General features: G+C 71.0%; 23 protein-coding genes. 3 read left to right on the forward strand and 20 right to left on the reverse strand.

Going from position 1 to position 25,786, the window contains the following annotated elements; all coding sequences use genetic code 11:
• The first annotated feature begins 32 nt into the window (after nt 1-32).
• The 3 genes from J116_RS07730 to J116_RS07740 all read left to right on the forward strand — a co-directional run bounded on the left by J116_RS07730 (nt 33) and on the right by J116_RS07740 (nt 4,018).
• Entirely contained in the window at nt 33-1,301 is a 1,269-nt protein-coding gene (locus J116_RS07730) for a sensor histidine kinase (protein ID WP_023586523.1), read from the forward strand.
• Nucleotides 1,298-2,023: a response regulator gene (locus J116_RS07735; RefSeq protein WP_023586524.1), complete on the forward strand. Its 726-nt coding sequence runs from the start codon at nt 1,298-1,300 to the stop codon at nt 2,021-2,023. The genes J116_RS07730 and J116_RS07735 overlap by 4 nt, the downstream gene beginning before the upstream one ends.
• A 219-nt stretch (nt 2,024-2,242) precedes the next feature.
• A complete protein-coding gene (locus J116_RS07740; protein ID WP_023586525.1) occupies nt 2,243-4,018 on the forward strand; it encodes a glycosyl hydrolase family 18 protein in 1,776 nt (591 codons plus the stop codon).
• Between the two features lie 154 nt (nt 4,019-4,172).
• On the opposite strand, the gene J116_RS07745 is transcribed toward J116_RS07740, so the two are convergent.
• The 20 genes from J116_RS07745 to rho all read right to left on the reverse strand — a co-directional run bounded on the left by J116_RS07745 (nt 4,173) and on the right by rho (nt 25,398).
• A complete protein-coding gene (locus tag J116_RS07745; protein WP_028963805.1) occupies nt 4,173-4,619 on the reverse strand; it encodes a DUF2550 domain-containing protein in 447 nt (148 codons plus the stop codon).
• A gap of 157 nt (nt 4,620-4,776) precedes the next feature.
• A complete protein-coding gene (locus J116_RS07750; protein WP_023586527.1) occupies nt 4,777-5,151 on the reverse strand; it encodes a F0F1 ATP synthase subunit epsilon in 375 nt (124 codons plus the stop codon).
• Between the two features lie 212 nt (nt 5,152-5,363).
• Nucleotides 5,364-6,806 (reverse strand): F0F1 ATP synthase subunit beta, encoded by a 1,443-nt coding sequence (atpD, locus tag J116_RS07755; RefSeq protein ID WP_023586528.1) that lies wholly within the window; start codon nt 6,804-6,806, stop codon nt 5,364-5,366.
• On the reverse strand, nt 6,806-7,723 hold the full coding sequence (locus tag J116_RS07760; protein ID WP_023586529.1) for a F0F1 ATP synthase subunit gamma: 918 nt from the start codon (nt 7,721-7,723) through the stop codon (nt 6,806-6,808). Before J116_RS07760 ends, atpD begins: the two co-directional genes overlap by 1 nt.
• Nucleotides 7,724-7,743: 20 nt before the next feature.
• Nucleotides 7,744-9,342 (reverse strand): F0F1 ATP synthase subunit alpha, encoded by a 1,599-nt coding sequence (atpA, locus tag J116_RS07765; protein ID WP_023586530.1) that lies wholly within the window; start codon nt 9,340-9,342, stop codon nt 7,744-7,746.
• Nucleotides 9,343-9,480: 138 nt separating this feature from the next.
• A complete protein-coding gene (locus J116_RS07770) occupies nt 9,481-10,296 on the reverse strand; it encodes a F0F1 ATP synthase subunit delta (RefSeq protein WP_023586531.1) in 816 nt (271 codons plus the stop codon).
• Nucleotides 10,293-10,835: a F0F1 ATP synthase subunit B gene (locus J116_RS07775; RefSeq protein ID WP_023586532.1), complete on the reverse strand. Its 543-nt coding sequence runs from the start codon at nt 10,833-10,835 to the stop codon at nt 10,293-10,295. Before J116_RS07775 ends, J116_RS07770 begins: the two co-directional genes overlap by 4 nt.
• 42 nt (nt 10,836-10,877) lie before the next feature.
• A complete protein-coding gene (atpE, locus tag J116_RS07780; protein WP_023586533.1) occupies nt 10,878-11,120 on the reverse strand; it encodes an ATP synthase F0 subunit C in 243 nt (80 codons plus the stop codon).
• A gap of 79 nt (nt 11,121-11,199) precedes the next feature.
• Nucleotides 11,200-12,009: a F0F1 ATP synthase subunit A gene (gene atpB / locus J116_RS07785; protein ID WP_023586534.1), complete on the reverse strand. Its 810-nt coding sequence runs from the start codon at nt 12,007-12,009 to the stop codon at nt 11,200-11,202.
• A 225-nt stretch (nt 12,010-12,234) separates the two neighbouring features.
• The gene (locus J116_RS07790; protein WP_023586535.1) at nt 12,235-12,672 is read right to left on the reverse strand and encodes a hypothetical protein; all 438 of its coding nucleotides are present in this window, start codon (nt 12,670-12,672) and stop codon (nt 12,235-12,237) included.
• A 261-nt stretch (nt 12,673-12,933) separates the two neighbouring features.
• Nucleotides 12,934-14,358, reverse strand: a complete 1,425-nt coding sequence (locus tag J116_RS07795; RefSeq protein WP_037947211.1) for an MraY family glycosyltransferase — start codon at nt 14,356-14,358, stop codon at nt 12,934-12,936.
• 130 nt (nt 14,359-14,488) lie between these two features.
• Nucleotides 14,489-15,883 carry a serine hydroxymethyltransferase gene (locus J116_RS07800; protein WP_023586537.1) on the reverse strand — a complete coding sequence of 465 codons (1,395 nt, stop codon included), beginning with the start codon at nt 15,881-15,883 and terminating at the stop codon, nt 14,489-14,491.
• A 115-nt stretch (nt 15,884-15,998) separates the two neighbouring features.
• On the reverse strand, nt 15,999-16,637 hold the full coding sequence (locus J116_RS07805; RefSeq protein ID WP_023586538.1) for an arsenate reductase/protein-tyrosine-phosphatase family protein: 639 nt from the start codon (nt 16,635-16,637) through the stop codon (nt 15,999-16,001).
• Nucleotides 16,634-17,281 carry an L-threonylcarbamoyladenylate synthase gene (locus J116_RS07810; RefSeq protein ID WP_023586539.1) on the reverse strand — a complete coding sequence of 216 codons (648 nt, stop codon included), beginning with the start codon at nt 17,279-17,281 and terminating at the stop codon, nt 16,634-16,636. Before J116_RS07810 ends, J116_RS07805 begins: the two co-directional genes overlap by 4 nt.
• Nucleotides 17,282-17,423: 142 nt before the next feature.
• Nucleotides 17,424-18,305: a peptide chain release factor N(5)-glutamine methyltransferase gene (gene prmC, locus J116_RS07815; protein ID WP_023586540.1), complete on the reverse strand. Its 882-nt coding sequence runs from the start codon at nt 18,303-18,305 to the stop codon at nt 17,424-17,426.
• 90 nt (nt 18,306-18,395) lie between these two features.
• Complete coding sequence (prfA, locus tag J116_RS07820; protein WP_023586541.1) at nt 18,396-19,472, reverse strand: peptide chain release factor 1; 1,077 nt, start codon at nt 19,470-19,472, stop codon at nt 18,396-18,398.
• A gap of 136 nt (nt 19,473-19,608) precedes the next feature.
• Nucleotides 19,609-19,830, reverse strand: coding sequence for a 50S ribosomal protein L31 (gene rpmE / locus J116_RS07825; protein WP_023586542.1), 222 nt, complete (start codon nt 19,828-19,830; stop codon nt 19,609-19,611).
• A gap of 146 nt (nt 19,831-19,976) precedes the next feature.
• Complete coding sequence (locus J116_RS07830) at nt 19,977-21,065, reverse strand: LCP family protein (protein WP_023586543.1); 1,089 nt, start codon at nt 21,063-21,065, stop codon at nt 19,977-19,979.
• Nucleotides 21,066-21,310: 245 nt separating this feature from the next.
• Nucleotides 21,311-23,098 (reverse strand): trypsin-like serine protease, encoded by a 1,788-nt coding sequence (locus J116_RS07835; RefSeq protein ID WP_023586544.1) that lies wholly within the window; start codon nt 23,096-23,098, stop codon nt 21,311-21,313.
• 251 nt (nt 23,099-23,349) lie between these two features.
• Complete coding sequence (rho, locus tag J116_RS07840) at nt 23,350-25,398, reverse strand: transcription termination factor Rho (RefSeq protein WP_023586545.1); 2,049 nt, start codon at nt 25,396-25,398, stop codon at nt 23,350-23,352.
• Nucleotides 25,399-25,786: the final 388 nt, after the last annotated feature.

A 25,786-nucleotide genomic window follows, 5' to 3' on the forward strand; every position in this document is an offset into this window, starting at 1 on the left:
GACCGGGGCGCGGGGCCGTGTTGGATGGGACCGTGACACTCCCCCGCCCCCACCGCAGCGACGTCTTCCTGGCCTCCACCGGCTTCGTCGGCGGCCTGGTGCTGTGGTCGCTCGGCGTGTTCAACCAGGGTGCGAAACACGCCATCGTCGACACGACGTGGGTCGTCCTGCTGCCGCTGGCGGTGATGACGGCCCTGGAGTTCCTGCGGCGGACCATGCCGCGCACGGTGCTGCTGGCCGGGACGGTCGCGGTCGTCGCGGACCAGTTCACGCGCGGCAGCCTGGCGACGCTCCTGATGTTCACGGACCTCGTGTACGCGGCGGTGGTGTACGGCCCGCCCGCCTCCGCCCGGCGGATCCCGGTCGTCACGGGGTCGATCACCGTCGTCGTCGCGATCGCCACGCTGGCCTGGTACCGGGAGCCGTGGGCGCTGCTGCTCGGCATCATGACCGGCATGGTGTCGTTCGTGCCGGCCACCACGGGGGCGGTCGTCCGCAACCACCGGGAGGCCGCCGACGCGGCCCGGCTGCGGGCCGAGCAGACGGCGCTGCTGGCCGAGATGGACCGCAGGGAGGCGGTGGTCGCGGAGCGGTCCCGGATGGCGCGGGAGCTGCACGACATGGTGGCGGGGAACCTCTCCGCGATCGCCATCCACTCGACCGCCGCGCTCTCTTTGGACGACCCGGCCACGAGCCGGGAGGCGCTCGGCGTGATCCGGGAGAACAGCGTGGAGGGGCTGGCCGAGATGCGCCGTCTGATCTCCCTGCTGCGGGACGGCGGCACCGACGAACCGGCGCCCGCGCCGACCCTGGCCGGGCTCGCCGCCCTCGTACGGCAGGCCGCGGCGAGCGGCACGGCGAGCGGGCTGACGTTCACGCTGACCGCCCCGCCCCCGGACGGGGAGCTGCCCGCGCCGGTGGAGCTCGCGGCGTACCGCATCGTCCAGGAGTCGCTGACGAACGCGCTGAAGCACGCCGACGCGGGCCACGTCACCGTCAGGGTCGAGCGGGCCGGCCACGCGCTGACGGTCACCGTGGCCAGCCCGTACGACCAGCGGGCGGCGGGCCCGAGGGCGCCCGGGGCGGGGGCCGGTCTGGTCGGCATGCGGGAGCGGGTGGCGCTGCTGGGCGGCGAGTTCACGGCGGGCCCGCACGACCCGGCGCGGGACGCGGGGGCGGGCCCGCACGACCCGGCGCGGGACGCGGGGGCGGGCCCGCAGGAGGCCGGGGCGGGGCGCACGACATGGCGGGTACGGGCGGTGCTGCCCGTGGCGGAGTACGACAAGGAGCCGGAGACATGAGCTCGAGCGACACCGCGGGCGGCACCGGGGCGCCCGGCCGTCCCGTGCGGGTCCTGGTCGCGGAGGACCAGAAGGCGGTGCGCGCCGGTCTGGTGCTCATCCTGCGCAGCGCCCCGGACATCGAGGTCGTCGGCGAGGCCGGGGACGGCGAGGCTGCCGTGCGGATGGCCCGCGAACTGCGGCCCGACCTGGTGCTGATGGACGTTCAGATGCCCTTGCTGGACGGGGTGGAGGCGACCCGGCGGGTGGTGGCCGAGGGCCTCGCCGACGTGCTGGTGCTGACCACCTTCGACCTGGACGAGTACGTCTTCGGGGCTCTGCGCGCGGGCGCCGCCGGGTTCCTGCTGAAGAACACCGAGGCGCGGGACCTGATCGAGGGCGTACGGACGGTGGCGCGCGGCGAGGGCCTGATCGCCCCGGCGGTGACCCGGCGGCTCATCGCCGAGTTCGCGTCGCCCCGGCCGGGCCGGGCCTCCGGGTCGGGCGGGGCGGCGCGCTCGGAGGGTCCCGGGACGCCCGACCGCAGCGTGCTCGACCCGCTGACGCGGCGGGAACGGGAAGTGTTGTCGTGCCTCGGCGAGGGCCTGTCGAACGCGGAGGTCGCCGTACGTCTGGACATGGCGGAGGCGACGGTGAAGACGCACGTCAGCAGGCTTCTGGGCAAGCTCGGGCTGCGCAGCCGGGTGCAGGCGGCCGTGCTGGCCCGGGAGTTGGGACTCTGACCCGATAACTCCCCACAGTGGTCTGGACCTATTGACGATTGGTCCAGACCTTCCTACGCTCACGGCGCGCACCAATCACGGACACACGGACCCCCACCATGTCCGTCCGCACCTTGAGGAGCACCGTTGAGTACGAGCACTCAAGCACCACCGCGCAGAGGGAGTCTCCTGGCCAGAGCCACGGCCGGAGCCACCGCCCTGCTGCTTCCGCTGGCCGCGATGGTCGGCCTCGCCACCCCCGCCCAGGCGGCCGCCTCGGCGACCGCCACCTACACCAAGGTCTCCGACTGGGGTGGCGGCTTCGAGGGCAAGTGGACGGTGAAGAACACCGGCACCACAACGCTCTCCTCCTGGACCGTCGAGTGGGACTTCCCCACCGGCACGTCCGTCGGCTCCGCCTGGGACGCCACCGTCACCGGCAGCGGCAACCACTGGATCGCCAAGAACCTCTCCTGGAACGGCACGCTCGCCCCCGGCGCGTCCGTCTCCTTCGGGTTCAACGGCACCGGCACCGGCTCCCCCACCGGCTGCAAGCTGAACGGCGAGTCCTGTGACGGCGGCCCGAGCCAGCCCGGCGACAACCCGCCGTCGGCGCCCGGCACCCCGACCGCCTCGGGCGTCACCGACACGTCGGTGAAGCTGAGCTGGTCCGCGGCCACCGACGACAAGGGCGTCAAGAACTACGACGTCCTGCGCGGCGGCGCCAAGGTCGCCACCGTCACCGGTACGACGTACACGGACACCGGCCTGACCGCCGGCACCGACTACTCGTACAGCGTCCAGGCCCGTGACACGGCCGACCAGACCGGCCCGGCCAGCGGCTCCGTCGCGGTCCGCACGACCGGCGGCGACCAGGGCCCCGGCCCTGGCCCCGGCCCGTCGTCCACCGTCAAGATGGGCTACTTCACCAACTGGGGCGTCTACGGCCGCAACTACCACGTCAAGAACCTGGTGACGTCCGGTACGGCCAGCAAGATCACGCACATCAACTACGCCTTCGGCAACGTCCAGAACGGCAAGTGCACCATCGGCGACGCCTACGCGGACTACGACAAGGCGTACACCGCCGACCAGTCCGTGGACGGCAAGGCCGACACCTGGGACCAGCCGCTGCGCGGCAACTTCAACCAGCTGCGCAAGCTGAAGGCCCAGTACCCGCACATCAAGGTGCTGTGGTCGTTCGGCGGCTGGACCTGGTCCGGCGGCTTCGGCCAGGCCGTGCAGAACCCGGCGGCCTTCGCCCAGTCCTGCTACGACCTGGTGGAGGACCCGCGCTGGGCCGACGTCTTCGACGGAATCGACCTGGACTGGGAGTACCCGAACGCCTGCGGTCTGACCTGCGACACCAGCGGCCCGGCCGCGTTCACCAAGATGATGCAGGCCATGCGCGCCAAGTTCGGCGCCAACAACCTGGTCACCGCGGCGATCACCGCCGACGCCTCCCCCGGCGGCAAGATCGACGCCGCCGAGTACGGCCCGGCCTCGCAGTACATCGACTGGTACAACGTGATGACGTACGACTTCTTCGGCGCCTGGGCGGCGAAGGGCCCGACGGCCCCGCACTCGCCGCTGACCACCTACCCGGGCATCCCGCAGTCCGGCTTCACCTCGGCCGAGGCGATCGCCAAGCTGAAGGCGAAGGGCGTGCCCGCCAAGAAGCTGCTGCTCGGCATCGGCTTCTACGGGCGCGGCTGGACCGGCGTCACCCAGAAGGAGCCGGGCGGCACCGCCACGGGCCCGGCGGCCGGCACGTACGAGCAGGGCATCGAGGACTACAAGGTCCTCAAGAACACCTGCCCGGCGAACGGCACCGTGGCCGGCACGGCGTACGCCCACTGCGGCACCAACTGGTGGAGCTACGACACCCCGGCGACGGTCCAGTCGAAGATGGCCTGGGCCAAGGGCCAGGGCCTCGGCGGCGCCTTCTACTGGGAGTTCAGCGGCGACACGGCCAACGGTGAACTGGCCACGGCCGTCCACTCCGGCCTCGGATAACCACCCCGCACCACCCCCCGCACAATGATCGAGCCGCACCGTCAGACGGTGCGGCTCGATCCGTGTGTACGTGGCCCGCGTACGCGAGGTCTACGCGATGTTCACCCTCCCCCAGACTCCGTCCGGGGGGACCCCCACCAACGGGCAAGGAAGACTACGCCACATTCACCCGTTGGCCGGGGGGCGCCGCCTCCAGCCAGGCGAGGAAACCGGTGAGGGCGTCCTCGCTCATGGCGAGCTCCAGGCGCGTCCCGCGGTGCAGACAGCCCAGCACGACGGAGTCCGACAGGAGCGCCAGCTCCTCCTCGCCCTCCGGCATACGGCGGTCCAGGACCTCGATGGAGGAGCGCTCCAGGATGCGGCGCGGCCGGGGCGCATACGAGAAGACCCGGAACCAGCCGATCTGATCACCGCTGTACCGGGCCACCCCGTACACCCAGCCCTTGCCGGACGTGTCGCCCTCCTCGGGGACGTTCCAGCGGAGGCTGCAGTCGAACGTGCCGCCCGACCGCTGGATCAGCCGCCGGCGCAGGCCGAAGACGAAGAGCCCGATCACCACCAGCGCGACGACCAGTGCGCTCACCAGCAGAGCGAGGAACATCTCCACCGACCTCCTCGCCTCGTCCTGTAACCGAATACGACCTGCATCTGCATCGCCTCAGCCGCGGCCCGGTCTGGAGAATCCAGGCCGAGCCGCGGCTGAGGGGCCGGGCCGCCCCCTGAAGGGCGCCCGGCGAGGTTGATCAGCGGCGGTGGGACTAGCCCGCCGTCGCCGCGCGGAGCCGGACCTCGGCGCGCCGCTCGGCGGCGGCGTCCGACTCCGACTTCGCACGCTCCAGCGCACGCTCGGCGCGCTGGGTGTCGATCTCGTCCGCAAGCTCGGCGATCTCCGCGAGCAGCGACAGCTTGTTGTCCGCGAACGAGAGGAAACCGCCGTGCACAGCGGCGACGACCGTGCCCCCCTCGCTCGTACGGATGGTCACCGGGCCCGACTCCAGCACACCGAGCAGCGGCTGGTGGCCGGGCATGACGCCGATGTCGCCGGAGGTGGTGCGCGCGATGACCATGGTGGCCTCGCCGGACCAGACACTCCGGTCCGCGGCGACCAGCTCGACGTGCAGCTCAGCGGCCAAGGGTGGCTCCTCGGGTCACCACCCGGCGGGTCTTGCCGGGTGTTGGGTCATAAGTCTAGTAGGGCCGTCGGCGCCGGAGCGCCGAGGACCCGACCGGCCGGCTCGGCCGGGGCCGGCCGCCGGGGCGGCCGGGGTCCGGGGCGGGTGGCCCCGGAAGGGGGTGCAGCGTGAGGGGGCGGGACGCGCCCGCCCCCTCACACGTCACGCGACCTTCAGGAGACGCCGAGGTCCTTGGCGTTCTTCTTGAGGTCCTCGAGACCACCGCACATGAAGAAGGCCTGCTCGGGGAAGTGGTCGTACTCACCGTCGCAGATCGCGTTGAACGCGGCGATCGACTCGTCGAGCGGCACGTCCGAACCGTCCACGCCGGTGAACTGCTTCGCCGCGTGGGTGTTCTGGGACAGGAAGCGCTCGACGCGACGGGCGCGGTGGACGACCAGCTTGTCCTCTTCGCCCAGCTCGTCGATACCGAGGATCGCGATGATGTCCTGGAGGTCCTTGTACTTCTGCAGGATGCCCTTGACGCGCATGGCGGCGTCGTAGTGGTCCTGCGCGATGTAGCGCGGGTCCAGGATCCGGGACGTGGAGTCCAGCGGGTCCACGGCCGGGTAGATGCCCTTCTCGGAGATCGGACGGGAGAGAACCGTCGTCGCGTCGAGGTGGGCGAAGGTGGTGGCCGGGGCCGGGTCGGTCAGGTCGTCGGCGGGGACGTAGATCGCCTGCATCGAGGTGATCGAGTGACCGCGGGTCGACGTGATGCGCTCCTGGAGGAGACCCATCTCGTCGGCCAGGTTCGGCTGGTAACCCACCGCGGACGGCATACGGCCGAGCAGGGTGGACACCTCGGAACCGGCCTGGGTGAACCGGAAGATGTTGTCGATGAAGAAGAGCACGTCCTGCTTCTGGACGTCGCGGAAGTACTCCGCCATCGTCAGACCGGCCAGGGCGACGCGCAGACGGGTGCCCGGGGGCTCGTCCATCTGACCGAAGACCAGGGCGGTCTTGTCCAGAACGCCGGACTCCTCCATCTCCGCGATCAGGTCATTGCCCTCACGGGTGCGCTCACCGACGCCCGCGAAGACGGAAACGCCCTCGTGGAGGTTGGCGACACGCATGATCATTTCCTGGATCAGCACGGTCTTGCCGACACCGGCGCCACCGAACAGACCGATCTTTCCACCCTTGACGTACGGGGTGAGAAGGTCGACGACCTTCAGACCGGTCTCGAACATCTCGGTCTTGGACTCGAGCTGGTCGAAGGCGGGGGCCTTGCGGTGGATCGGCCAGCGCTCGGTGACCTCGGCGTTCGCCTCGGGGTGGTTCAGCACCTCACCGAGGGTGTTGAACACCTTGCCCTTGGTGAAGTCGCCGACCGGGACGGAGATGCCCTTGCCCGTGTCGGTCACCGGGGCCTGGCGGACCAGACCGTCGGTGGGCTGCATGGAGATGGCGCGGATGATGCCGTCGCCGAGGTGCTGCGCGACCTCGAGCGTCAGCGTCTTGCGCTTGCCCTCCTCGGCCGGGTCGTCGACCTCGACCGTCAGCGCGTTGTAGATCTCCGGCATCGCGTCGACGGGGAACTCCACGTCGACGACCGGGCCGATGACCCGGGCGACGCGGCCCGTGGCGGCGGCCGTCTCAACAGTGGTCGTCATTACTTGTCACTCCCCGCGGTCGCGTCGGCCAGGGCGCTGGCGCCACCGACGATCTCGCTGATTTCCTGGGTGATTTCGGCCTGGCGGGCCGCGTTGGCAAGGCGCGAGAGCGTGTTGATCAGCTCTCCCGCGTTGTCGGTCGCCGACTTCATCGCCCGACGGCGGGCCGCGTGCTCGGAGGCGGCGGACTGCAGCAGGGCGTTGTAGATACGGCTCTCGACGTAGCGCGGCAGAAGGGCGTCGAGGACGTCCTCCGCCGACGGCTCGAAGTCGAACAGGGGAAGGATCTCGCCCTTCGTCCCCGCCTCCTCCTCGGCCTTCGCGAGGCTGAGCGGCAGCATCCGGTTGTCCACCGGCGTCTGCGTCATCATCGACACGAATTCCGTGAAGACGATGTGCAGCTCGTCGACACCACCGTCCGCGGTGTCCTTCTGGACTGCCGCGATCAGCGGGGCGGCCACCTGCTTGGCGTCCGCGTAGGTCGGGTTGTCGGAGAAGCCGGTCCAAGAGTCCGTGATCTTGCGCTCACGGAACCCGTAGTAGGCGACACCCTTGCGGCCGACGATGTAGGTGTCGACCTCCTTGCCCTCGCCACGCAGCCGCTCGCTCAGCCGGTCGGCCTGCTTGATGGCGTTGGCGGAGTACCCGCCGGCCAGACCGCGGTCGCTCGTGATGAGCAGGACCGCGGCGCGGGTCGCGGACTTCGCCTCCGTGGTGAGGGGGTGGTCGGTGTTCGATCCGGTCGCCACCGCCGTGACCGCGCGGGTGAGCTCGGTCGCGTACGGCGTGGAGGCCGCCACCCTGCGCTGCGCCTTGACGATGCGCGAGGCGGAGATCATCTCCATCGCCTTGGTGATCTTCTTCGTCGCGGTGATCGACCGGATGCGACGCTTGTAGACCCGGAGCTGCGCTCCCATGGATCAGGTCCCTTCCGTCGTCACTTGGAGACGTTGACGGCGGCCGGGGCATCCTCGCCGAGCAGCTTGCCGTCGAAGGTCTCGAACTGCTTCTTGAAGTCGGCGATGCACTCCGCGACCTTGTCGAGCGTGTCGTCCGACATCTTGCCGCCCTCGCGGATCGACGTCATGAGCGACTTGTGCTCGCGGTGCAGGAAGTCCAGCAGCTCCGTCTCGAAGCGGCGGATGTCCTGGACCGGGACGTCGTCCATCTTGCCCGTGGTGCCGGCCCAGACGGAGACGACCTGGTTCTCGGTCGACATCGGCTGGTACTGCGGCTGCTTCAGCAGCTCGACCATGCGCTTACCGCGCTCCAGGGCGGCCTTCGACGCGGCGTCCAGGTCGGAACCGAAGGCGGCGAACGCCTCCAGCTCACGGAACTGGGCCAGGTCGACACGGAGCCGGCCGGAGACCTGCTTCATGGCCTTGTGCTGGGCGGAGCCACCGACTCGCGACACGGAGATACCGACGTTCAGGGCCGGGCGCTGACCGGCGTTGAACAGGTCGGACTCCAGGAAGCACTGGCCGTCGGTGATGGAGATGACGTTGGTCGGGATGAACGCCGACACGTCGTTGGCCTTGGTCTCGACGATCGGGAGACCGGTCATCGAACCGGCGCCCATCTCGTCGGAGAGCTTGGCGCAGCGCTCCAGCAGACGGGAGTGCAGGTAGAAGACGTCACCCGGGTAGGCCTCGCGGCCCGGCGGGCGGCGCAGCAGCAGCGACACGGCGCGGTAGGCGTCGGCCTGCTTCGACAGGTCGTCGAAGACGATGAGGACGTGCTTGCCCTCGTACATCCACTGCTGACCGATGGCGGAGCCGGTGTAGGGCGCCAGGTACTTGAAGCCGGCCGGGTCGGACGCCGGGGCGGCGACGATGGTCGTGTACTCCAGGGCACCGGCCTCCTCCAGCGCGCCGCGGACGGACGCGATGGTGGAGCCCTTCTGGCCGATGGCGACGTAGATGCAGCGGACCTGCTTCTTCGGGTCGCCGGTGCGCCAGTTGTCGCGCTGGTTGATGATCGTGTCGACGGCCAGGGCGGTCTTGCCGGTCTGGCGGTCGCCGATGATCAGCTGACGCTGACCACGGCCGATCGGGGTCATCGCGTCGACGGCCTTGTAGCCCGTCTCCATCGGCTCGTGCACCGACTTGCGCTGCATGACCGTGGGGGCCTGCAGCTCGAGGGCGCGGCGGCCGGACGTCTCGATCTCGCCGAGGCCGTCGATCGGGTTGCCGAGCGGGTCGACCACGCGACCCAGGTAGCCCTCGCCGACGGCGACGGACAGGACCTCGCCGGTGCGCTGGACCGACTGGCCCTCCTCGATACCGCTGAACTCACCGAGGACAATGGCACCGATCTCGCGCTCCTCGAGGTTGAGGGCGAGGCCGAGGGTGCCGTCCTCGAACTTCAGCAGCTCGTTGGCCATGGTCGAGGGCAGGCCCTCGACCTTCGCGATGCCGTCGCCGGCAAGGCTGACCGTACCGACCTCCTCGCGCGAGGCCGCGTCCGGCTTGTACGACTGGACAAAGTTCTCCAGCGCGTCCCGGATCTCCTCCGGCCGGATCGTGAGCTCCGCCATCTGGGTTCCCTGCTCTCCTTGTTGGGCCCGAAGTCTCTTTGGGGGATCTGGGGGCTCCCCCCAGAACTTCTGCATCCTGTGCACGGCCCAACCGGGCCGTAGGTAACGCTTGTTGGGTTTGGTGACCTGATCCGCGGGTCAGCCGGCCAGTCGCCGCGACGCCTCGTCGAGGCGGGAGGCGATCGTGCCGTTGACGACCTCGTCGCCGATCCGCACCGAGATCCCGCCGAGGACCGTGGGGTCCACGTCGAGGTTCAGGTGCATCTTGCGGCCGTACATCTTGGCCAGCACCGCGCCGAGGCGCTGCTTCTGCTGGTCCGTGAGCGGTACCGCCGACGTGACGACGGCGACCATGCGGTCCCGGCGCGCCGCGGCGAGCTTGGACAGGGACTCGAGTCCCCCCTCCAGGCTACGTCCCCGCGGCTGGGTGACCAGGCGGATGATCAGCCGCTCGGTCGCCGCGTGGGCCCGGCCGCCGAGGAGGCGACGCAGCAGGTCGCCCTTGGCGGTGGCCGTTGCGGCACGGTCGGTCAGCGCGGCCCGCAGCTCGGGGCTGGAGGTCGCGATCCGGCCGAACCGGAACAGCTCGTCCTCGACGTCGTCGAGGGCGCCGGCCTTCTGTGCCGCGGTGAGGTCCGCCGTGTCCGCCAGCTCCTCGATCGCGTCGACCAGGTCGCGCGACTGGGACCAGCGGGAACGGACCATGCCGGAGACCAGGTCCACGGTCTCCCCGCCCACCTGACCGCTCAGCAGTCGCGTGGCCAGGTCGGCCTTGGCCTCTCCGGCCTGCGCCGGGTCGGTGAGGACCCGACGCAGCGACACCTCGCGGTCGAGCAGCGCGGTGACGGCGGCCAGCTCCTCGGCGAGCTTCCCCGCGTCGACCGACGTGTTGTCGGTCAGCGCGTCGAGACGCTCGCGCGCGGCAGCCAGTGCCTCGCGGCTCGCTCCGTTCATCGGGCGGCCTCGGCCTTCTCCTCGAGCTCGTCGAGGAAGCGGTCGATGGTGCGGCTCTGGCGGGCGACGTCCTCGAGGGACTCGCCGACCAGCTTGCCGGCCAGGTCGGTGGCGAGCTTGCCGACGTCCTGCCGCAGGGCGGCGGCGGCCGCCTTGCGGTCGGCCTCGATCTGCGCGTGACCGGCGGCGACGATCTCCTCGCGCTGACGCTGGCCTTCCGCCTTCATCTCGGCGATGATCGCGGCGCCCTGCTCCTGTGCCTCCTGGCGCAGACGCGCGGCCTCATGGCGGGCCTCGGCGAGCTGAGCCTTGTACTGCTCAAGCACACTCTGGGCCTCGATCTGGGCCGACTCGGCCTTCTCGATCCCGCCCTCGATGGCCTCACGACGCTCGTCCAGAACCTTGTTGATGTTCGGGAGGAGCTTCTTGGCGAGGAAGCCGAAGACGATGGCGAAGGCGATCAGACCGACGACGAGCTCGTCGAGATGCGGGATGATCGGAGGCTGCTCCTCCGCCGCCGCAAGGAACAGAGCGTTCACATCAGTGCCTTCCGTGAATGGTGTGGGGCTGTCGAATCCGGCTTACTGGAAGACGAAGCCCATGACGATGCCGATGAGGGCGAGCGCCTCACAGAAGGCGAAACCCATGATCTGGTTGGTACGGATCAGGCCGGCCGCCTCGGGCTGACGGGCGAGGGCCTGGGTGCCGTTACCGAAGATGATGCCGACGCCGACACCGGGGCCGATGGCGGCGAGACCGTAACCGACGGCGTTGACGTTGCCGGAGACGGTGTTCTCGGCGGCGAGGGTCTGGAGAACGGACATGCCGGATCTTCCTTCTCTTTCAATGACCCGGTGGGGGTTGGCCACCGGACGATTGCGGTTCTGTGGATGCGGGCCTGGCTCAGTGGTGCTCGGAGAGCGCGCCCTGGATGTAGCTGCAGGCCAGAAGCACGAAGACGTACGCCTGGACGGCCTGGATGAAGAGCTCGAAGGCGGTCATCACGACGACCATCACGAACGAGGCGCCGGCGTAGATGACGCCGAGGCCGTTCAGCAGGTACCAGCTCGCCAGGCCGAACATCACGAGCAGCATGTGACCGGCGAACATGTTCGCGAAGAGACGGACCGCGTGGGTGAAGGGCCGGATGATCAGGTTGGAGAGGAACTCCAGGGCCATGACCAGCGGGAGGATGGCGCCCAGGCTCTTGTCGTAGCCGAGGATGTTCTTCCAGCCGCCCGCGAAGCCGTGCTTCTTGAACGTGAGGCCGACCCAGACCACGTAGACGATCAGAGCCAGCGCGGCCGGGTACGCGATGATCGACGTCACCGGGAACTGGGCCAGCGGGACGATCGACCAGACGTTGAGGATCCAGACGAAGAAGAACAACGACACCATCAGCGGGACGTACTTCTCGCCGTCCTTCTTGCCGATGATCTCGTAGACGATCCCACGACGGACGAAGTCGTACCCGGCCTCGCCGACCATCTGGAGCTTGCCGGGAACGACCTTCGGCTTGGCGAAGGCGGCCCAGAAGAAGCCGACGATGATCACGGAGCCGAGGAGCGCCAGCAGCATCGGCTTGTCGATCTCGAAGCCGCCGACCGTGGCGATGGGCTCGAACAGGAACGAGTGGAGGCCCGGAGCCGGGAAGCCGCATCCGGTGAACAGATGACAGCTCGGGTCGAAGGCAAGCGTCTGGTCAGCACTCACCGCGGGCTCCTTCAGCGTGGCGCATAGGTACGGCAACCTCGTTGTGTCGGCGCGGCACGCAGCCGCGGGTCGGCACTGGACTGGTCTTACGGATAAGGGGGCGGCGGCTAGGCGTCGAGCGTCGCGCTGGGACAGGCGCCTGCTCGGATGGCCGCGCCCGCAGTGCCGCATTTGGCATCGGACGATAGCAGCATCGCGAGGGGCTCTTTATCCCGGCCCTACCTCTCACGCCGAGGACCCGCTCTTGGCGGGCGTTCCGCCCTGCCCTGCGGCCGGGTCGACGTAGAGGATCTTGGCCTTCATCCAGCTCCGCGCCTGCGCGGTGATCCACGTGATCGTGGCCGCGAGCAGGGTGAAGGCGAAGGCCTTGAAATCGAACAGCGTCGTGTTCTTGAACATGGTCAGGAACACGAAGAGCAGAAGCAGCTGAGCCACGTAGAGCATCAGGCCCATGGCCTGAAAGAGCTGCGGCAGCGACTTGGCCGTGCGGTGCAGCACCACCAGTCCGACACCCATGAACAGGACGACGACGAGCGTTCCGACGACGCCTCCGATGGCTCCCTTGCCGCCGGCGACCACCGCACTCACCGCGGTGCCGACGGCGCCGACGACGAGCGTGGGTACGGCGGCGGGCAGGACGGTGCGGATGTCGTTGGACGGCATGGCGGCATCTCCGCTTGCTGGTGGGGGCAGTGGTGTCGTCATGGACGAGCGTAGGCCCGGTCCGAGTCAGATCTCGACGCCAATGGGCCGTCGCACTGCGGCCCTTCGGCACTGTCGCCGGGTCTCGTGAACGGTATCACAAACTATTTGAAGAGGTCTTTACCCGAAGGTGTGCTGACGCTCACACATGAGAGTGGTCCCGCGCGTGTGTGCACGACAAGCGGGGGCTTTGTCTGGTAATGCGCGCGAGTGCGCCGTTCGTCAACTCGGCGTTCCGGCCTTCCGCCGTTCGGGAAGGTGGGATCGGGCGCCGATCGCGGTCGCACCGTTGACCCCCGCCGGGACGTTCCGCGGCTCCCCCGGCTCACCTTCCCCCGGCACCACGTCGGCCCCGCCGGACCCGTGCGACCTGTCCGTCCCGCCCGTCCTGCCCGTCCCGTCGGCCCCGTCGGCGGCGGGCGTGCCGGCACTGCCCTCGGCGGCCCCCAGGGAGCCGTCCACGGCCTGCGGGGCGACCTTCCGGCGCCGGTACCGGGGCGGCACGAACGACTCCGCCCAGCGGGGCGCACGGGGCTGGAACCGGGGCAGGAGCAGCAGCACCAGGCCCACCGCGCTCAGCGCCACGATCGGCAGCATGATCCACATGGACGCGGAGTGAACGGAGTACGTCAGGGTGCCGAACGCGATCAGCGACGACCAGAAGTACATGATCCACACCGCTCGGCTGTGCGAGTGGCCGATCTCCAGCAACCGGTGGTGCAGGTGACCGCGGTCGGCGGCGAACGGCGACTGACCGTTCCAGGTGCGCCGCACGATGGCGAGGAACAGGTCCGCCATGGGGATGGCGATGATCGTCAACGGCAGCAGCAGCGGGATGAAGACGGGCAGCGCGGCGTGCGTCGCCTCACGGGTCGAGCCCTCGAAGAGCGCCAGCGAGTCCGGGTCCACCTGGCCCGTGATGGAGATCGCCGACGCGGCCAGCACCAGGCCGATCAGCATCGACCCCGAGTCGCCCATGAAGATCCGCGCCGGGTGCATGTTGTGCGGCAGGAAGCCCAGGCACATGCCCATCAGCACGGCGGCGAACAGCGTCGCGGGCGCGGCGGCCTCGATCCCGTAGCCGTACCAGATCCGGTACGCGTACAGGAAGAACGCGGAGGCGGCGAGGCACACCATGCCGGCGGCCAGGCCGTCGAGGCCGTCGACGAAGTTCACCGCGTTGATGGTGAGGACGACCAGGGCGACGGTCAGCAGCGTGCCCTGCCACTGGGTGAGGCCCACCGTGCCGACGCCGGGGATGGGCAGCCACAGGATCGTCAGACCCTGCACCACCATGACGCCCGCCGCGATCATCTGCGCGCCCAGCTTGATGAGCGCGTCGATCTCGAACTTGTCGTCCAGGACGCCGATCAGCCAGATCAGGGCCGCGCCGGAGAGCAGCGCGCGCGGCTCGTTGGACAGCTCGAAGACGCTGTTGAGGTTCTCCAGGCGGTCCGCGACCAGCAGTCCGGCGCACAGCCCGAAGAACATGGCGATGCCGCCCAGCCGGGGCGTGGGCTCTCGGTGCACGTCGCGCGCGCGGATCTCGGGCATCGCGCCCGCCGCGATGGCGAACTTCCGCACCGGCCCGGTGAGCAGGTAGGTCACCGCGGCCGTGATGCAGAGCGTCAGCAGGTAATCACGCACGGGCTGCCCCACAGGAATAGCTGGCCATCTCAGCCCCACACCCTAGTCGCGCCGCCTCCATGGTGTGGGACACCGGGGAGCCCCGCACGGTTGCACGAAGCCGTCCAGGAACCCGCCACCGGGCGAACGGCTAGCGTCCGTACGGAGGGAACCGGCCCGCGAGCGCCCGTGCCTCGGCCCGTACGGCGCCCGAGTCGGCGTCCTCGCGCAGGGCGTCGGCGAACAGCCGCGCGATCTGCTCCATCTCCGCGGCGCCCATGCCCTGGGTGGTCACCGCGGCCGTGCCGAACCGGATGCCGCGCCCGTCGCCGTACGGCAGGGCGCAGACGTCCACGACCAGGCCCGCGGCGGCCAGCCGGGCGCGTGCGGTGCGGCCGTCCACGCCGAGCGGGGCCGGGTCGGCGGTGATCAGGTGCGTGTCGGTGCCGCCGGTGGTCACCGCGAAGCCCAGCGCGGCCAGCCGCTCCGCCAGCAGCCGCGCGTTGGCGACGACCTGGTGCGTGTACTGCCGGAACGCCGGGGTCGCGGCCTCCCCGAAGGCGACCGCCTTGGCGGCGACGGTGTGCATCTGGGCGCCGCCCTGCGTGAACGGGAACACCGCCCGGTCGATCCTCTCCGCCAGCTCGTCCCCGCACAGCAGCAGCCCGCCGCGCGGCCCGCGCAGCACCTTGTGGGTCGTCGCGCAGACGACGTCCGCGTACGGGACGGGGTTGGGCGCCGCTCCCCCGGCGACCAGGCCGATCGGGTGCGCGGCGTCCACGACGAGGGCGGCCCCGACCTCGTCAGCGATGTCGCGGAACTCGGCGTAGTCGATGTGGCGGGGGTACGAGATCGAGCCGCACACGATGGCCTTCGGCCGGTGCCGGCGGGCCAGGGCACGCACCTGGTGGTGGTCGACGAGCCCGCTCTCCGCGTCCACGCCGTACGGGACGAACTCGAACCAGCGGCCCGAGAAGTTCGCCGGGGAGCCGTGCGTGAGGTGGCCGCCGTGGGCGAGGCCCATGGCGAGGACGGTGTCCCCGGGGCGCAGCAGCGCCGCGTACGCCGCCAGCACGGCCGATGAGCCGGAGTGGGCCTGCACGTTCGCGTGGTCGGCGCCGAACAGGGCGCACGCCCGCTCGACGGCGAGCCGCTCGGCCGCGTCGGCGTACTCGCAGCCGCCGTGGTGGCGGCGGCCCGGGTAGCCCTCGGCGTACTTGTTGGCGAGCCGCGAGCCCAGCGCGGCGAGCACGGCCGGGGAGGTGAAGTTCTCGGCGGCGATCAGCTGGAGGCCGTCCTCCTGGCGCCGTGCCTCGCCGTCGAGTACGTCGGCGATCTGCGGGTCCTGGCGCCGCAGGGCGTCGGGGTCGGGGCCGTAGGGGCCGTGCGGCGCCTGGTCGGTACCGGTGGCGGGCACGGCGGTGGCGGTGTGCCCGGGCCGGGTGGTCCCCGCGGGCCCGGGAGTGCCGGCGGCCCCGGCGGGTTCGGTCGTACCGGCTGTTCCGGCCGTCGCTGTGGTTCCGGCGGATCCGGCGGTGAGCGGCATCAGTGGCTCCAGGCGCTCCGGGCGCTCCAGGCGCTTCAGGCGTGGGCAGGGCCCCCGATCCCCTCCACTGTAGGCCGGGGCCCGGCGGGCCGCCCGTCGGCGTGCTCCGGGCCGCTCAGCGGCGTGCGGGGACCCCGGTGAGGGCCGTCACCACGGGCTCCAGGGCCTGGTTGATCTCGTCGCCCACGGAGCGGAAGAACGTGATGGGCGCGCCGTACGGGTCGTTGACCTCGTCCGCCTCGGCGTTCGGCGCCAGCAGCCAGCCGCGCAGCGCCGCCGCGGCCTGCACCAGGGCGTGCGCGCGGGCCACCACGCCGTCGGCCTCCGGGTCGGGCAGCGTGGTGGGGTCTATCGCCCGTACGAGCCGGGTGAACTCCTTCAGGGTGAAGGTGCGCAGGCCCGCGCTGTGGCCCATCGAGATGACCTGGGCGCGATGGTCACGGGTCGCCGTGAGCACCAGGTCGGCGCGGATGACGTGCTCGTCGATCAGCTCCCGGCCGACGAAGCCGCTGGTGTCCGCGCCGAAGTCCGCGAGGACCGTCTCGGCGTTGGCCTCCATCGGCGCGCCCTCGTGCCCCCACGTCCCGGCGCTCTCCACGATCAGCCCGCAGCCCGCCGGGTCGCCGATGCGGTCGCGCAGGGCGTGCCGCGTCAGCCGCTCGGTGATCGGCGAGCGGCAGACGTTGCCAGTGCTGACGTGGAGGATGCGGAACGTGCTCGCCGTGCCTATGCCACGCCCCTCAGGGGCGGTCAATTGGCCACCTCGAGGTCTGGTACGACCGTGCGCAGCTCCTCCGCGGAGAGCGCGCCCGCGCGCAGCAGCACCGGCACGTCACGGGTGACGTCCACGATGGACGACGGCACGATGCCCGGCGTGGGGCCGCCGTCCAGGTACACGGAGACGGAGTCGCCGAGCATGCCCTGCGCGGCGTCGCAGTCCTCGGGCGACGGGTGGCCCGTCAGGTTCGCGGACGACACGGCCATCGGGCCGACGTCGGTGAGCAGCTCGATCGCCACGGGGTGGAGCGGCATGCGGATCGCGACCGTGCCACGCGTGTCGCCCAGGTCCCACTGGAGGGACGGCTGGTGCCTGGCGACCAGCGTGAGGGCGCCCGGCCAGAACGCGTCGACGAGCTCCCACGCCTTCTCGGAGAAGTCCGTGACGAGGCCGTGCAGGGTGTTCGGCGAGCCGATGAGGACGGGCGTCGGCATGTTGCGGCCGCGCCCCTTGGCGTCCAGCAGGTCGGCGACGGCCTCCGGGCTGAAGGCGTCCGCGCCGATGCCGTACACCGTGTCCGTCGGCAGCACGACGAGCTCGCCGCGGCGGACGGCGGACGCGGCCTCGCGCAGGCCCGTCGAGCGGTCGGTCGCGTCGTTGCAGTCGTATCGCCGTGCCATCAGCGGGCCCTCCCAGTTTCGGTCTCTCGGTTCGCCTCCGGGACGCTGCGGGCACCGCCGCCCTTCGGCTCAGTCGTCGCAGGCGCCTTCGGCGCCGTGTGGTACGCCCGCGTGCGGGCGTCGTGCCCCTGCCGTACCGCCGTCATGGCGTCGCCTTGCGGGCGGTCGCGAAGCGGGGGCGGTTGTTCAGGTCGGGGTGGTCGGCCGCGTCGGTCCAGCCGGCCTCCTCGTTGAAGATCCAGGGCACCTGGCCGCCCTGCGTGTCGGCGTGCTCCACGACGACGAGGCCGCCGGGGCGCAGCAGCCGGTGCGCGGTGCGCTCGATGCCGCGGATCACGTCGAGGCCGTCCTCGCCGGAGAACAGCGCCATCTCCGGGTCGTGGTCGCGGGCCTCGGGCGCCACGTACTCCCACTCGGTGAGCGGGATGTACGGCGGGTTGGAGATGACCAGGTCGACCTGGCCGTCCAGCTCGGGCAGGGCCGTCAGGGCGTCGCCGTGGTGGACGGTGACCCTGGTGCCCTCGGCGTTGCGCCGGGTCCACACGAGGGCGTCCTCGGACAGCTCCACGGCGTGCACGCGGGAGCGCGGCACCTCCTGGGCCATGGCGAGGGCGATGGCGCCGGAGCCGGAGCACAGGTCCACGATGAGCGGCTCGACGACGTCCATGGCCCGTACGGCGTCTATGGCCCACCCGACGACCGACTCGGTCTCCGGCCGCGGCACGAACACGCCGGGGCCGACCTGGAGCTCCAGGTAGCGGAAGAACGCCCGGCCGGTGATGTGCTGGAGCGGCTCGCGGGCCTCGCGGCGCGCGACGGCCTCCCAGTAGCGGGCGTCGAAGTCGGCGTCCTTGACGTTGTGCAGCTCGCCGCGCTTCACGCCGTGCACGAACGCGGCGAGCTCCTCCGCGTCGAAGCGCGGCGACGGCACGCCGGCGTCGGCCAGGCGCTGGGTGGCCTGGGCGACTTCCGCCAGCAGCAGGCTGCGGGGGCTCGGGGTTCTCCCCCCGAAATTCTGCTGCACGTGGTCCTCCGGGCTGCTGGGTCGTACGAGGGCGGGGTTACGGGGACGGGGTCACGGAGAAGGGGCGGGCACCGGCGCGCGGCGCCCGGCTCACGCGGCGGAGAGCTTCGCCGCCGCGTCGGCGTCCACGCACGCCTGGATCACGGCGTCGAGGTCCCCGTCCAGCACCTGGTCCAGGTTGTAGGCCTTGAAGCCCACACGGTGGTCCGAGATGCGGTTCTCCGGGTAGTTGTACGTGCGGATCTTCTCCGACCGGTCCACGGTGCGCACCTGGCTGCGGCGGGCGTCGGCGGCGTTCCGCTCGGCCTCCTCCTGCGCCGCGGCGAGGAGCCGGGAGCGGAGGATGCGCATGGCCTGCTCCTTGTTCTGGAGCTGGCTCTTCTCGTTCTGGCAGGAGGCGACGACACCGGTCGGCAGGTGGGTGATGCGGACGGCGGAGTCGGTCGTGTTGACGGACTGGCCGCCGGGCCCGGAGGACCGGTACACGTCGATGCGCAGGTCGTTGGGGTTGATCTCGACGTCGATCTCCTCGGCCTCGGGGGTCACGAGGACACCGGCGGCGGAGGTGTGGATGCGGCCCTGCGACTCGGTGGCGGGCACGCGCTGCACGCGGTGCACCCCGCCCTCGTACTTCAGCCGCGCCCAGACGCCCTGGCCGGGCTCGGTCGCGCCGTTGCCGCCCTTGGTCTTCACGGCGACCTGGACGTCCTTGTAGCCGCCCAGCTCGGACTCGGTGGCGTCGATGATCTCGGTCTTCCAGCCGACGCGCTCGGCGTACCGCAGGTACATCCGCAGGAGGTCGCCGGCGAAGAGGGCGGACTCGTCGCCGCCCGCGCCGGCCTTGATCTCCAGGATGACGTCCTTGTCGTCGCTGGGGTCGCGCGGGACGAGCAGCAGCCGCAGCTTGTCGGTCAGCTCCTCGCGGCGCTTCTCCAGCTCCTTGACCTCGGCGGCGAAGTCGGGGTCGTCGGCGATGAACCCGCGGGCGGTCTCGATGTCGTCGCCGGTCTGCTTCCAGGAGCGGTACGTGGCGACGATCGGGGTCAGCTCGGCGTAGCGCTTGTTGAGCTTGCGCGCGTTGGCCTGGTCGGCGTGGACCGAAGGGTCGGCGAGCTTCTTCTCGAGGTCGGCGTGCTCGCCGACCAGTTCCTCGACCGCCTCGAACATCGGGGGCTCCTGGAGTGGGGTGTAGATGAGGGGCTGCTGCGGGATACGGGACGGTCCGGGGGGTGACCCCGGACCCCCGACCAAAAAGCCGGTCCCGGCCGTCCGAGGGACGACCGGAGACCGGCGGTACGGCTCGCTACTTCTTCGAGCCGGCAGCCTTGCCGAAGCGGGCCTCGAAGCGGGCCACACGGCCACCGGTGTCGAGGATCTTCTGCTTGCCCGTGTAGAACGGGTGGCACTCGGAGCAGACCTCGGCACGGATGGTGCCGCCCTCGATCGTGCTACGGGTGGTGAACGACGCGCCGCAGGTGCAGCTGACCTGGGTCTCGACGTACTCGGGGTGGATGTCGCGCTTCAAGGTGTCTCCTAGTTTCGGGAGGGCTCCGGGTCGCCCCCGCGGGATGCGGGTGCGTGAACCGGGGCCGACGTACCAGTCTGCCAGGACCGGCCGTATCTCCCAAAACCGGGGTGGGGCGCCGGGTATTCCGCCGTTCCGGCCCCGGTTCAGCGGATGACGTCGGCGGCGTGTCCGGTGGCGGTGTCGCGGGTGGCGGCGGCCGGGATGGGCAGGTCCTGGCGCAGCGCCTGCCAGACCTGCTGGGCCTGCGCGTCGACGGGGACGACGCGGTTGCGGTCGATCGCGTCGTACTGGACTGGCATCGTGATCATGTGGATGTCGTCGGAGCCGAGGCCGGACAGCCCGCGCGCGAGGTCGGCGAGCTCCTTGACGCTGTCCAGCTCGGAGTCCGGGGTGATCGCCCTGGTGGCGGTGTCGGCGAGGCCCCAGAGCTTCTGCGGGCTGGTGAGGACGCCGACCCGCTGGACCTGCTCGATGAGCGCTTTGACGAACGCCTGCTGGAGCTGGATGCGGCCGAGGTCGCTCTGGTCGCCGACGCCCTTGCGGGTGCGGACGAGGCCGAGGGCCTGCTCGCCGTCGAGGGTGTGGGTCCCCGCGGCGAGGTCGAGGTGGCTCGCGCCGTCCTCGATGGGCCGCGTGGTGGTGATCTCGACGCCGCCCAGCTCGTCGATGAGCTGCTTGAAGCCGGTGAAGTCCACCTCGATGTAGTGGTCCATGCGGATGCCGGACATCTGCTCGACGGTCTTCACGGCGCAGGCGGGGCCGCCGACCTCGTACGCGGTGTTGAACATGGCCCGGTACGCGGCGGGCTCGCTGCCGCCGTCGCGGCGGGCGCACTCGGGGCGGGTGATGAGCGTGTCGCGCGGGATGGAGACGACGCTGGCCTTCTTCCGCCCCTCGTGGACGTGGACGACCATCGCCGTGTCGGAGCGGGCGGCGCCCTCGTCGCGGCCGTACGCGCGGTTGGCGCCGGAGCGGGAGTCGGAGCCCAGGACGAGGATGTCGAGGGAGCCGTCCTCCACGTCCATCGGCCGCTCGTCGCCGAGCTGCGTGTTGATGTCCACGCTCTCGATGTTGCCGTCGAGCTTCAGGTACGCGTACCCGACGCCGCCCCCGCCGAGGACCGTCACGGCCGCGACCGCCCAGGCGGCGAGGACCAGGCCGCGTCTGACGGCCGCCCGCCCGCCCGGTGCGCTCGCGGCGGCGGGTATGCCGTCCGTGCCCTGCTCGCCCATGGTCTCCTCGTTCCCCTCGCCCCGTGCACTGCCCCGGGTTCCCCGGGCGGCATCCGGTCAGACGGCGGACCGGCGGAAAGGGTTGCACGGCGCCTGCGGGCGGCCCGGCACGGGCGGGTGCGGGCCACGGCGCACGGGCGGGTTTGGGTGTGCGGGTCTGCGGGCTCGTGCGGGGACGACTGTGCCCGCCGTGCGGGGCACGGCGGGCACAGGGGTGGTCCGGCGTCGACGGGATCAGGTCCCGCTCAGCCGAAGAGGTTGAACGCGTTCCAGCCGGAGCCGATCTTGACGCGCGGGACGAACGGCGCCGTGGAGGAGCCGCGGCCCTGGTAGAGCCACATCACACCGCCCGAGTCGCGGGCCAGCAGGTCGGCCCTGCCGTCGCCGTTGATGTCGCCGGTGGCGGCGTACGCGGTGAAGTTCCAGCCGCTGGTGCCGGCCAGGACGCGGTTGGTGAACGTCGCCGTGGCGGTGCCCCGGCCCGGGTACACCCACAGGCGGCCCGAGGTGTCGCGGGCCAGCATGTCGGGCTTGCCGTCGCCGGTGTAGTCGCCCTTGCCGGTGATGGTCATGACGCCCCAGCCGGACCCGACGCTGACGCGGGTGCCGAAGGTGCCGTTGCCGCGGCCCGGGTACAGCCACAGGTAGCCGTTCTTGTCCTGCGCGAGCAGGTCGGGCAGCGCGTCGCTGGTCATGTCACCGGTGACCAGGATGTTCTTCATGGCGCCCCAGCCGGAGCCGACGGTGTACTCGTCGTACCCGTCCACGCCGTTGAAGTGGAACCACTTCAGGACGCCGCCGGTGGTGCGGTACAGGTAGTCCTGCACGCCGTCCCGGTCGAGGTCGGCCTGGCGGACCAGGTTGTAGGGGCTGTAGTCGCCGATGTACTCGCGGCCGCCGAGCGCGGTGCCGCGCGAGTAGTACTCCCACGCGTCACCGGCGGACGTGCGGGCGAACAGGTCCGCGCGCCCGTCGTAGTTGAGGTCGGTGTCGTCGATCCGCGCGTTGACCTGGCCGACGTACGTGCTGGTCTTGGCGTAGACCCCGTACGCGCCGCTCTCCACGCAGTCCGGGACGCCCCACGAGACGACGCCCGCGATACGGCCGCCCACGACGAGCGGGCCACCCGAGTCGCCGTTGCACGGCGAGACCGTACCGGCGTCCTGGCCGCTGGCCGGGTTGCCCGCACAGGTCATCTGGCCGGCGACGAAGTCGCCCTGGAAGTACGACGAGCAGGTGGCGTCGCTCCGCATGGGCACGACGGCCTTCTGCAGCGTCTGCGCGCCGTCCTGGCTGGTGGAGCTGGTGCGGCCCCAGCCGTAGACCGTGGCCTGCGTGCCCTCGCGGTACGAGGCCGTGTCACCGCTCTGCGTGAGCTGGAGCGACTTGTACGGCAGCGCCTCGAACAGCGTGAGGACCGCGACGTCGCCGCCCGTGAGGTCGTAGTCGTTGTACGTCGGGCTGATCCAGGTGCGCTCGATGCCCGCGACGCGGCCGCCGTGCAGGTCCACGCCGGTCGCGGTCTCGGTCGGCACCTGGTTGGTACCGGCGACGATCACGCCGTTGTTGACCCAGTCCAGCCCGTACACGCAGTGCGCGGCGGTCAGGACCTTGTTCGGGGCGACGAGGGAGCCACCGCAGAAGTAGCCCTCGTCGTCCGTCTCCTCGACGGTGCCCTTGTCGTCGTAGTAGTGCAGCTGCACCATCCACGGCGCTTCGGTGCTGGTGGCGGGAGTGCCGCCGATGATGTACGACTCCTTGGTGCCGGAGGCGGGGGCGGCCTGCTCGGCCTCCTTCTCCTGCGCCGGGTTCGGGTCGGCCTCGCCGTCGTTGACGTCGGCGACCGAGCCCTTGACGCGTCCCAGCAGGTCGGTCTTGGACGGGCCCTGGGCCTTCCCGGCGTTCTGCTTGGCCGGGGCCGGGGTCACGTCCGCCGCCTGGGCGGGCGCGGCGCCGAGCAGCGCGCCGCTCAGGGCGAGGGCCGCGGCGGCCGCGGGGAGGGCGATGCGCGCCCTCCGCTGGGCAGATGTCACTCAGAACTCCTCTCGGTGTGTGAGCGGGGAGGAGTCGGACCACTGGCACGCATCGGGTGGGGTGAAAGCGCACACGGCACGGCCCACGCAACGGCGCGGAGCGGCCCGGTGTTTCAGGGCACGGCTCCGCCAACTCAGTGGGCGCATTCGCAAATACGTTCCCCCCCACTACGACGCGCTGATCGTACAACGCGAAACCGCCCCCCGGTCACCGAGGTGACCGGGGGGCGGCGCGTACCGCTGAGGCGACGTCAGTCGTTGCCGTTGCCGGACGACGGGGTCGTCTTCTGGATCTGGAGCAGGAACTCGGCGTTCGACTTGGTCTGCTTCATCTTGTCGAGCAGCAGCTCGATCGCCTGCTGCTGGTCGAGCGCGTGCAGCACCCGGCGCAGCTTCCAGACGATGGCCAGCTCCTCGCTGCCCAGGAGGATCTCCTCCTTGCGCGTGCCGGACGCGTCGACGTCGACGGCCGGGAAGATGCGCTTGTCGGCGAGCTTCCGGTCGAGCTTGAGCTCCATGTTGCCGGTGCCCTTGAACTCCTCGAAGATCACCTCGTCCATGCGCGAGCCGGTGTCGACCAGCGCCGTGGCGAGGATGGTCAGCGAGCCGCCGTCCTCGATGTTCCGCGCGGCACCGAAGAAGCGCTTCGGCGGGTACAGCGCGGTCGAGTCGACACCACCGGACAGGATGCGGCCGGAGGCGGGCGCCGCGAGGTTGTACGCGCGGCCCAGACGGGTGATCGAGTCGAGCAGGACGACCACGTCGTGGCCCAGCTCCACGAGGCGCTTGGCGCGCTCGATGGCCAGCTCGGCGACGGTGGTGTGGTCCTCGGCGGGGCGGTCGAAGGTCGAGGAGATGACCTCGCCCTTCACCGACCTCTGCATGTCGGTGACCTCTTCCGGACGCTCGTCGACGAGGACGACCATCAGGTGGCACTCGGGGTTGTTGTGGGTGATCGCGTTGGCGATCGCCTGCATGATCATGGTCTTGCCGGTCTTCGGCGGGGCCACGATCAGACCGCGCTGGCCCTTGCCGATCGGCGACACGAGGTCGATGATCCGCGTGGTCAGCACGCCCGGGTCGGTCTCCAGGCGGAGCCGGTCCTGCGGGTAGAGCGGGGTCAGCTTGTTGAACTCGGGACGGCCCCGGCCGGAGTCGGCGGCCATGCCGTTGGCCGAGTCGAGGCGGACCAGCGCGTTGAACTTCTCGCGGCGCTCGCCCTCCTTCGGCTGGCGTACGGCACCGGTGACGTGGTCGCCCTTGCGCAGGCCGTTCTTGCGGACCTGGGCGAGGGAGACGTACACGTCGTTCGGGCCGGGCAGGTAGCCGGAGGTCCGGATGAACGCGTAGTTGTCGAGGATGTCCAGGATGCCCGCGACGGGGATCAGGACGTCGTCCTCGGAGACCTGCGGCTCACCGCTGGCGAACTCGTCACGGCCACGACGGCCGCGGCGGTCGCGGTAGCGGCCGCGACGGCCCCGGCGGCCGCCCTCGAAGTCGTCGTCGTCCTGCGGGCCGGTCTGGCCCTGCGGGGCGCCCTGGCGCTGCTGGCGCTGGCCGCCGCCCTGCTGGTCGTCGCCCTTGCCGCGGTCGCGGCGGTCGCGCTGGCGGTCACCCCGGTCGCCCCGCTCACCGCGGTCGCGGTCACGGCGCTCGCGGCGCTCGCGGCGGCCCTCGGCGGTGTCGGACTCGGCCGTACGGGCCTCCTGGCCCTCGGGGCGGGTCTCCGTACGGACGTCGGCACGGGCCTCGGCGCGGCCCTCGGCCTCGGCGGCGGGCGCGCCGGCCGGGGCGGTGGCGCGGCGGCGGCGGCGCTCGCCGGTGACCTCCTCGCCCTGCTCCTGCTTCGGCGACGGCTGGCCGGGGATCTCGATCTGCTGCTGCGCGACGCTCTTCTCGGCCTTGTCGGCCTTCTCCGTCTTCGCGGAACCGGCGTCGGTCGCCTCCGCGGTCTCGGCGGTCTTGCCGCCGGCCTCCTCGCCCGTACGGGTACGGGAGGTGGCGCGGCGCTTGGGCTTGGTCTCGGCGGTGCCGGACTCGGCGGCCTTCGGCGCGGCCGCGCCGCCCTGGGCCTGCGCTTCCTTGATGACCTCGATCAGCTGGCTCTTGCGCATGCGCGCGGTGCCCCTGATGCCGAGGCCGGACGCGACCTGCTGCAGCTCGGCCAGGACCATGCCCTCGAGGCCGGTGCCGGAGCGGCGGCGCCGTGAGGTGGTGCCAGTGGCAGCACCTGCGGCGGGCGCGGTCGTGTCGACAGTCTTGTCGGCAGTCACGCCCATCAGATCGGTGGTGTCGCTCACGAAGGGTCCTTCCCTGGAGCGGACGTCGGCCTTCTGGCTCGGCGACCGGTTGTGCTGTCCGGCCTCGGCCCTGATGGGGGTCCGTGCCGGGGCGGTGGTTCCGCCGGGAATTCGGCGGCGGAAGAAATAACGTGCGTGGGTCCGGCCCGAGGCCCCCTGCTCGGCCCTCTCGCGGGAAAAGCGAGGGGGGACGCGCGCCGGTTCCGGAGCGTGCTCGAAACTGCTCAGGCAGGCTGCTCAGGCAGTTTGGGAGGCTCCCGGAAGAAGGGTGGTCCCTGATGGGGACACGCAGCACCGCGCCACAAAGACGTCGGGTGCAGACTTGAGGTTAACACTACCGGCTCCAACAAACATTCCCCCTCTCACACACCGGCAATCCGTGTATCCG

The sequence above is a fragment of the Streptomyces thermolilacinus SPC6 genome (assembly GCF_000478605.2).
Lineage (GTDB): Bacteria > Actinomycetota > Actinomycetes > Streptomycetales > Streptomycetaceae > Streptomyces > Streptomyces thermolilacinus.

Excerpts from the sequence above, each read along its gene's own strand:
- J116_RS07735 (WP_023586524.1), top strand. The coding sequence starts at position 1,298 with ATGAGCTCGAGCGACACCGCGGGCGGCACCGGGGCGCCCGGCCGTCCC.
- J116_RS07740 (WP_023586525.1), top strand. The coding sequence starts at position 2,243 with ATGGTCGGCCTCGCCACCCCCGCCCAGGCGGCCGCCTCGGCGACCGCC.
- J116_RS07745 (WP_028963805.1), bottom strand. The coding sequence starts at position 4,619 with ATGTTCCTCGCTCTGCTGGTGAGCGCACTGGTCGTCGCGCTGGTGGTG.
- atpD (WP_023586528.1), bottom strand. The coding sequence starts at position 6,806 with ATGACGACCACTGTTGAGACGGCCGCCGCCACGGGCCGCGTCGCCCGG.
- J116_RS07760 (WP_023586529.1), bottom strand. The coding sequence starts at position 7,723 with ATGGGAGCGCAGCTCCGGGTCTACAAGCGTCGCATCCGGTCGATCACC.
- atpA (WP_023586530.1), bottom strand. The coding sequence starts at position 9,342 with ATGGCGGAGCTCACGATCCGGCCGGAGGAGATCCGGGACGCGCTGGAG.
- J116_RS07770 (WP_023586531.1), bottom strand. The coding sequence starts at position 10,296 with ATGAACGGAGCGAGCCGCGAGGCACTGGCTGCCGCGCGCGAGCGTCTC.
- atpE (WP_023586533.1), bottom strand. The coding sequence starts at position 11,120 with ATGTCCGTTCTCCAGACCCTCGCCGCCGAGAACACCGTCTCCGGCAAC.
- J116_RS07790 (WP_023586535.1), bottom strand. The coding sequence starts at position 12,672 with ATGCCGTCCAACGACATCCGCACCGTCCTGCCCGCCGCCGTACCCACG.
- J116_RS07800 (WP_023586537.1), bottom strand. The coding sequence starts at position 15,883 with ATGCCGCTCACCGCCGGATCCGCCGGAACCACAGCGACGGCCGGAACA.
- J116_RS07810 (WP_023586539.1), bottom strand. The coding sequence starts at position 17,281 with ATGGCACGGCGATACGACTGCAACGACGCGACCGACCGCTCGACGGGC.
- prfA (WP_023586541.1), bottom strand. The coding sequence starts at position 19,472 with ATGTTCGAGGCGGTCGAGGAACTGGTCGGCGAGCACGCCGACCTCGAG.
- J116_RS07830 (WP_023586543.1), bottom strand. The coding sequence starts at position 21,065 with ATGGGCGAGCAGGGCACGGACGGCATACCCGCCGCCGCGAGCGCACCG.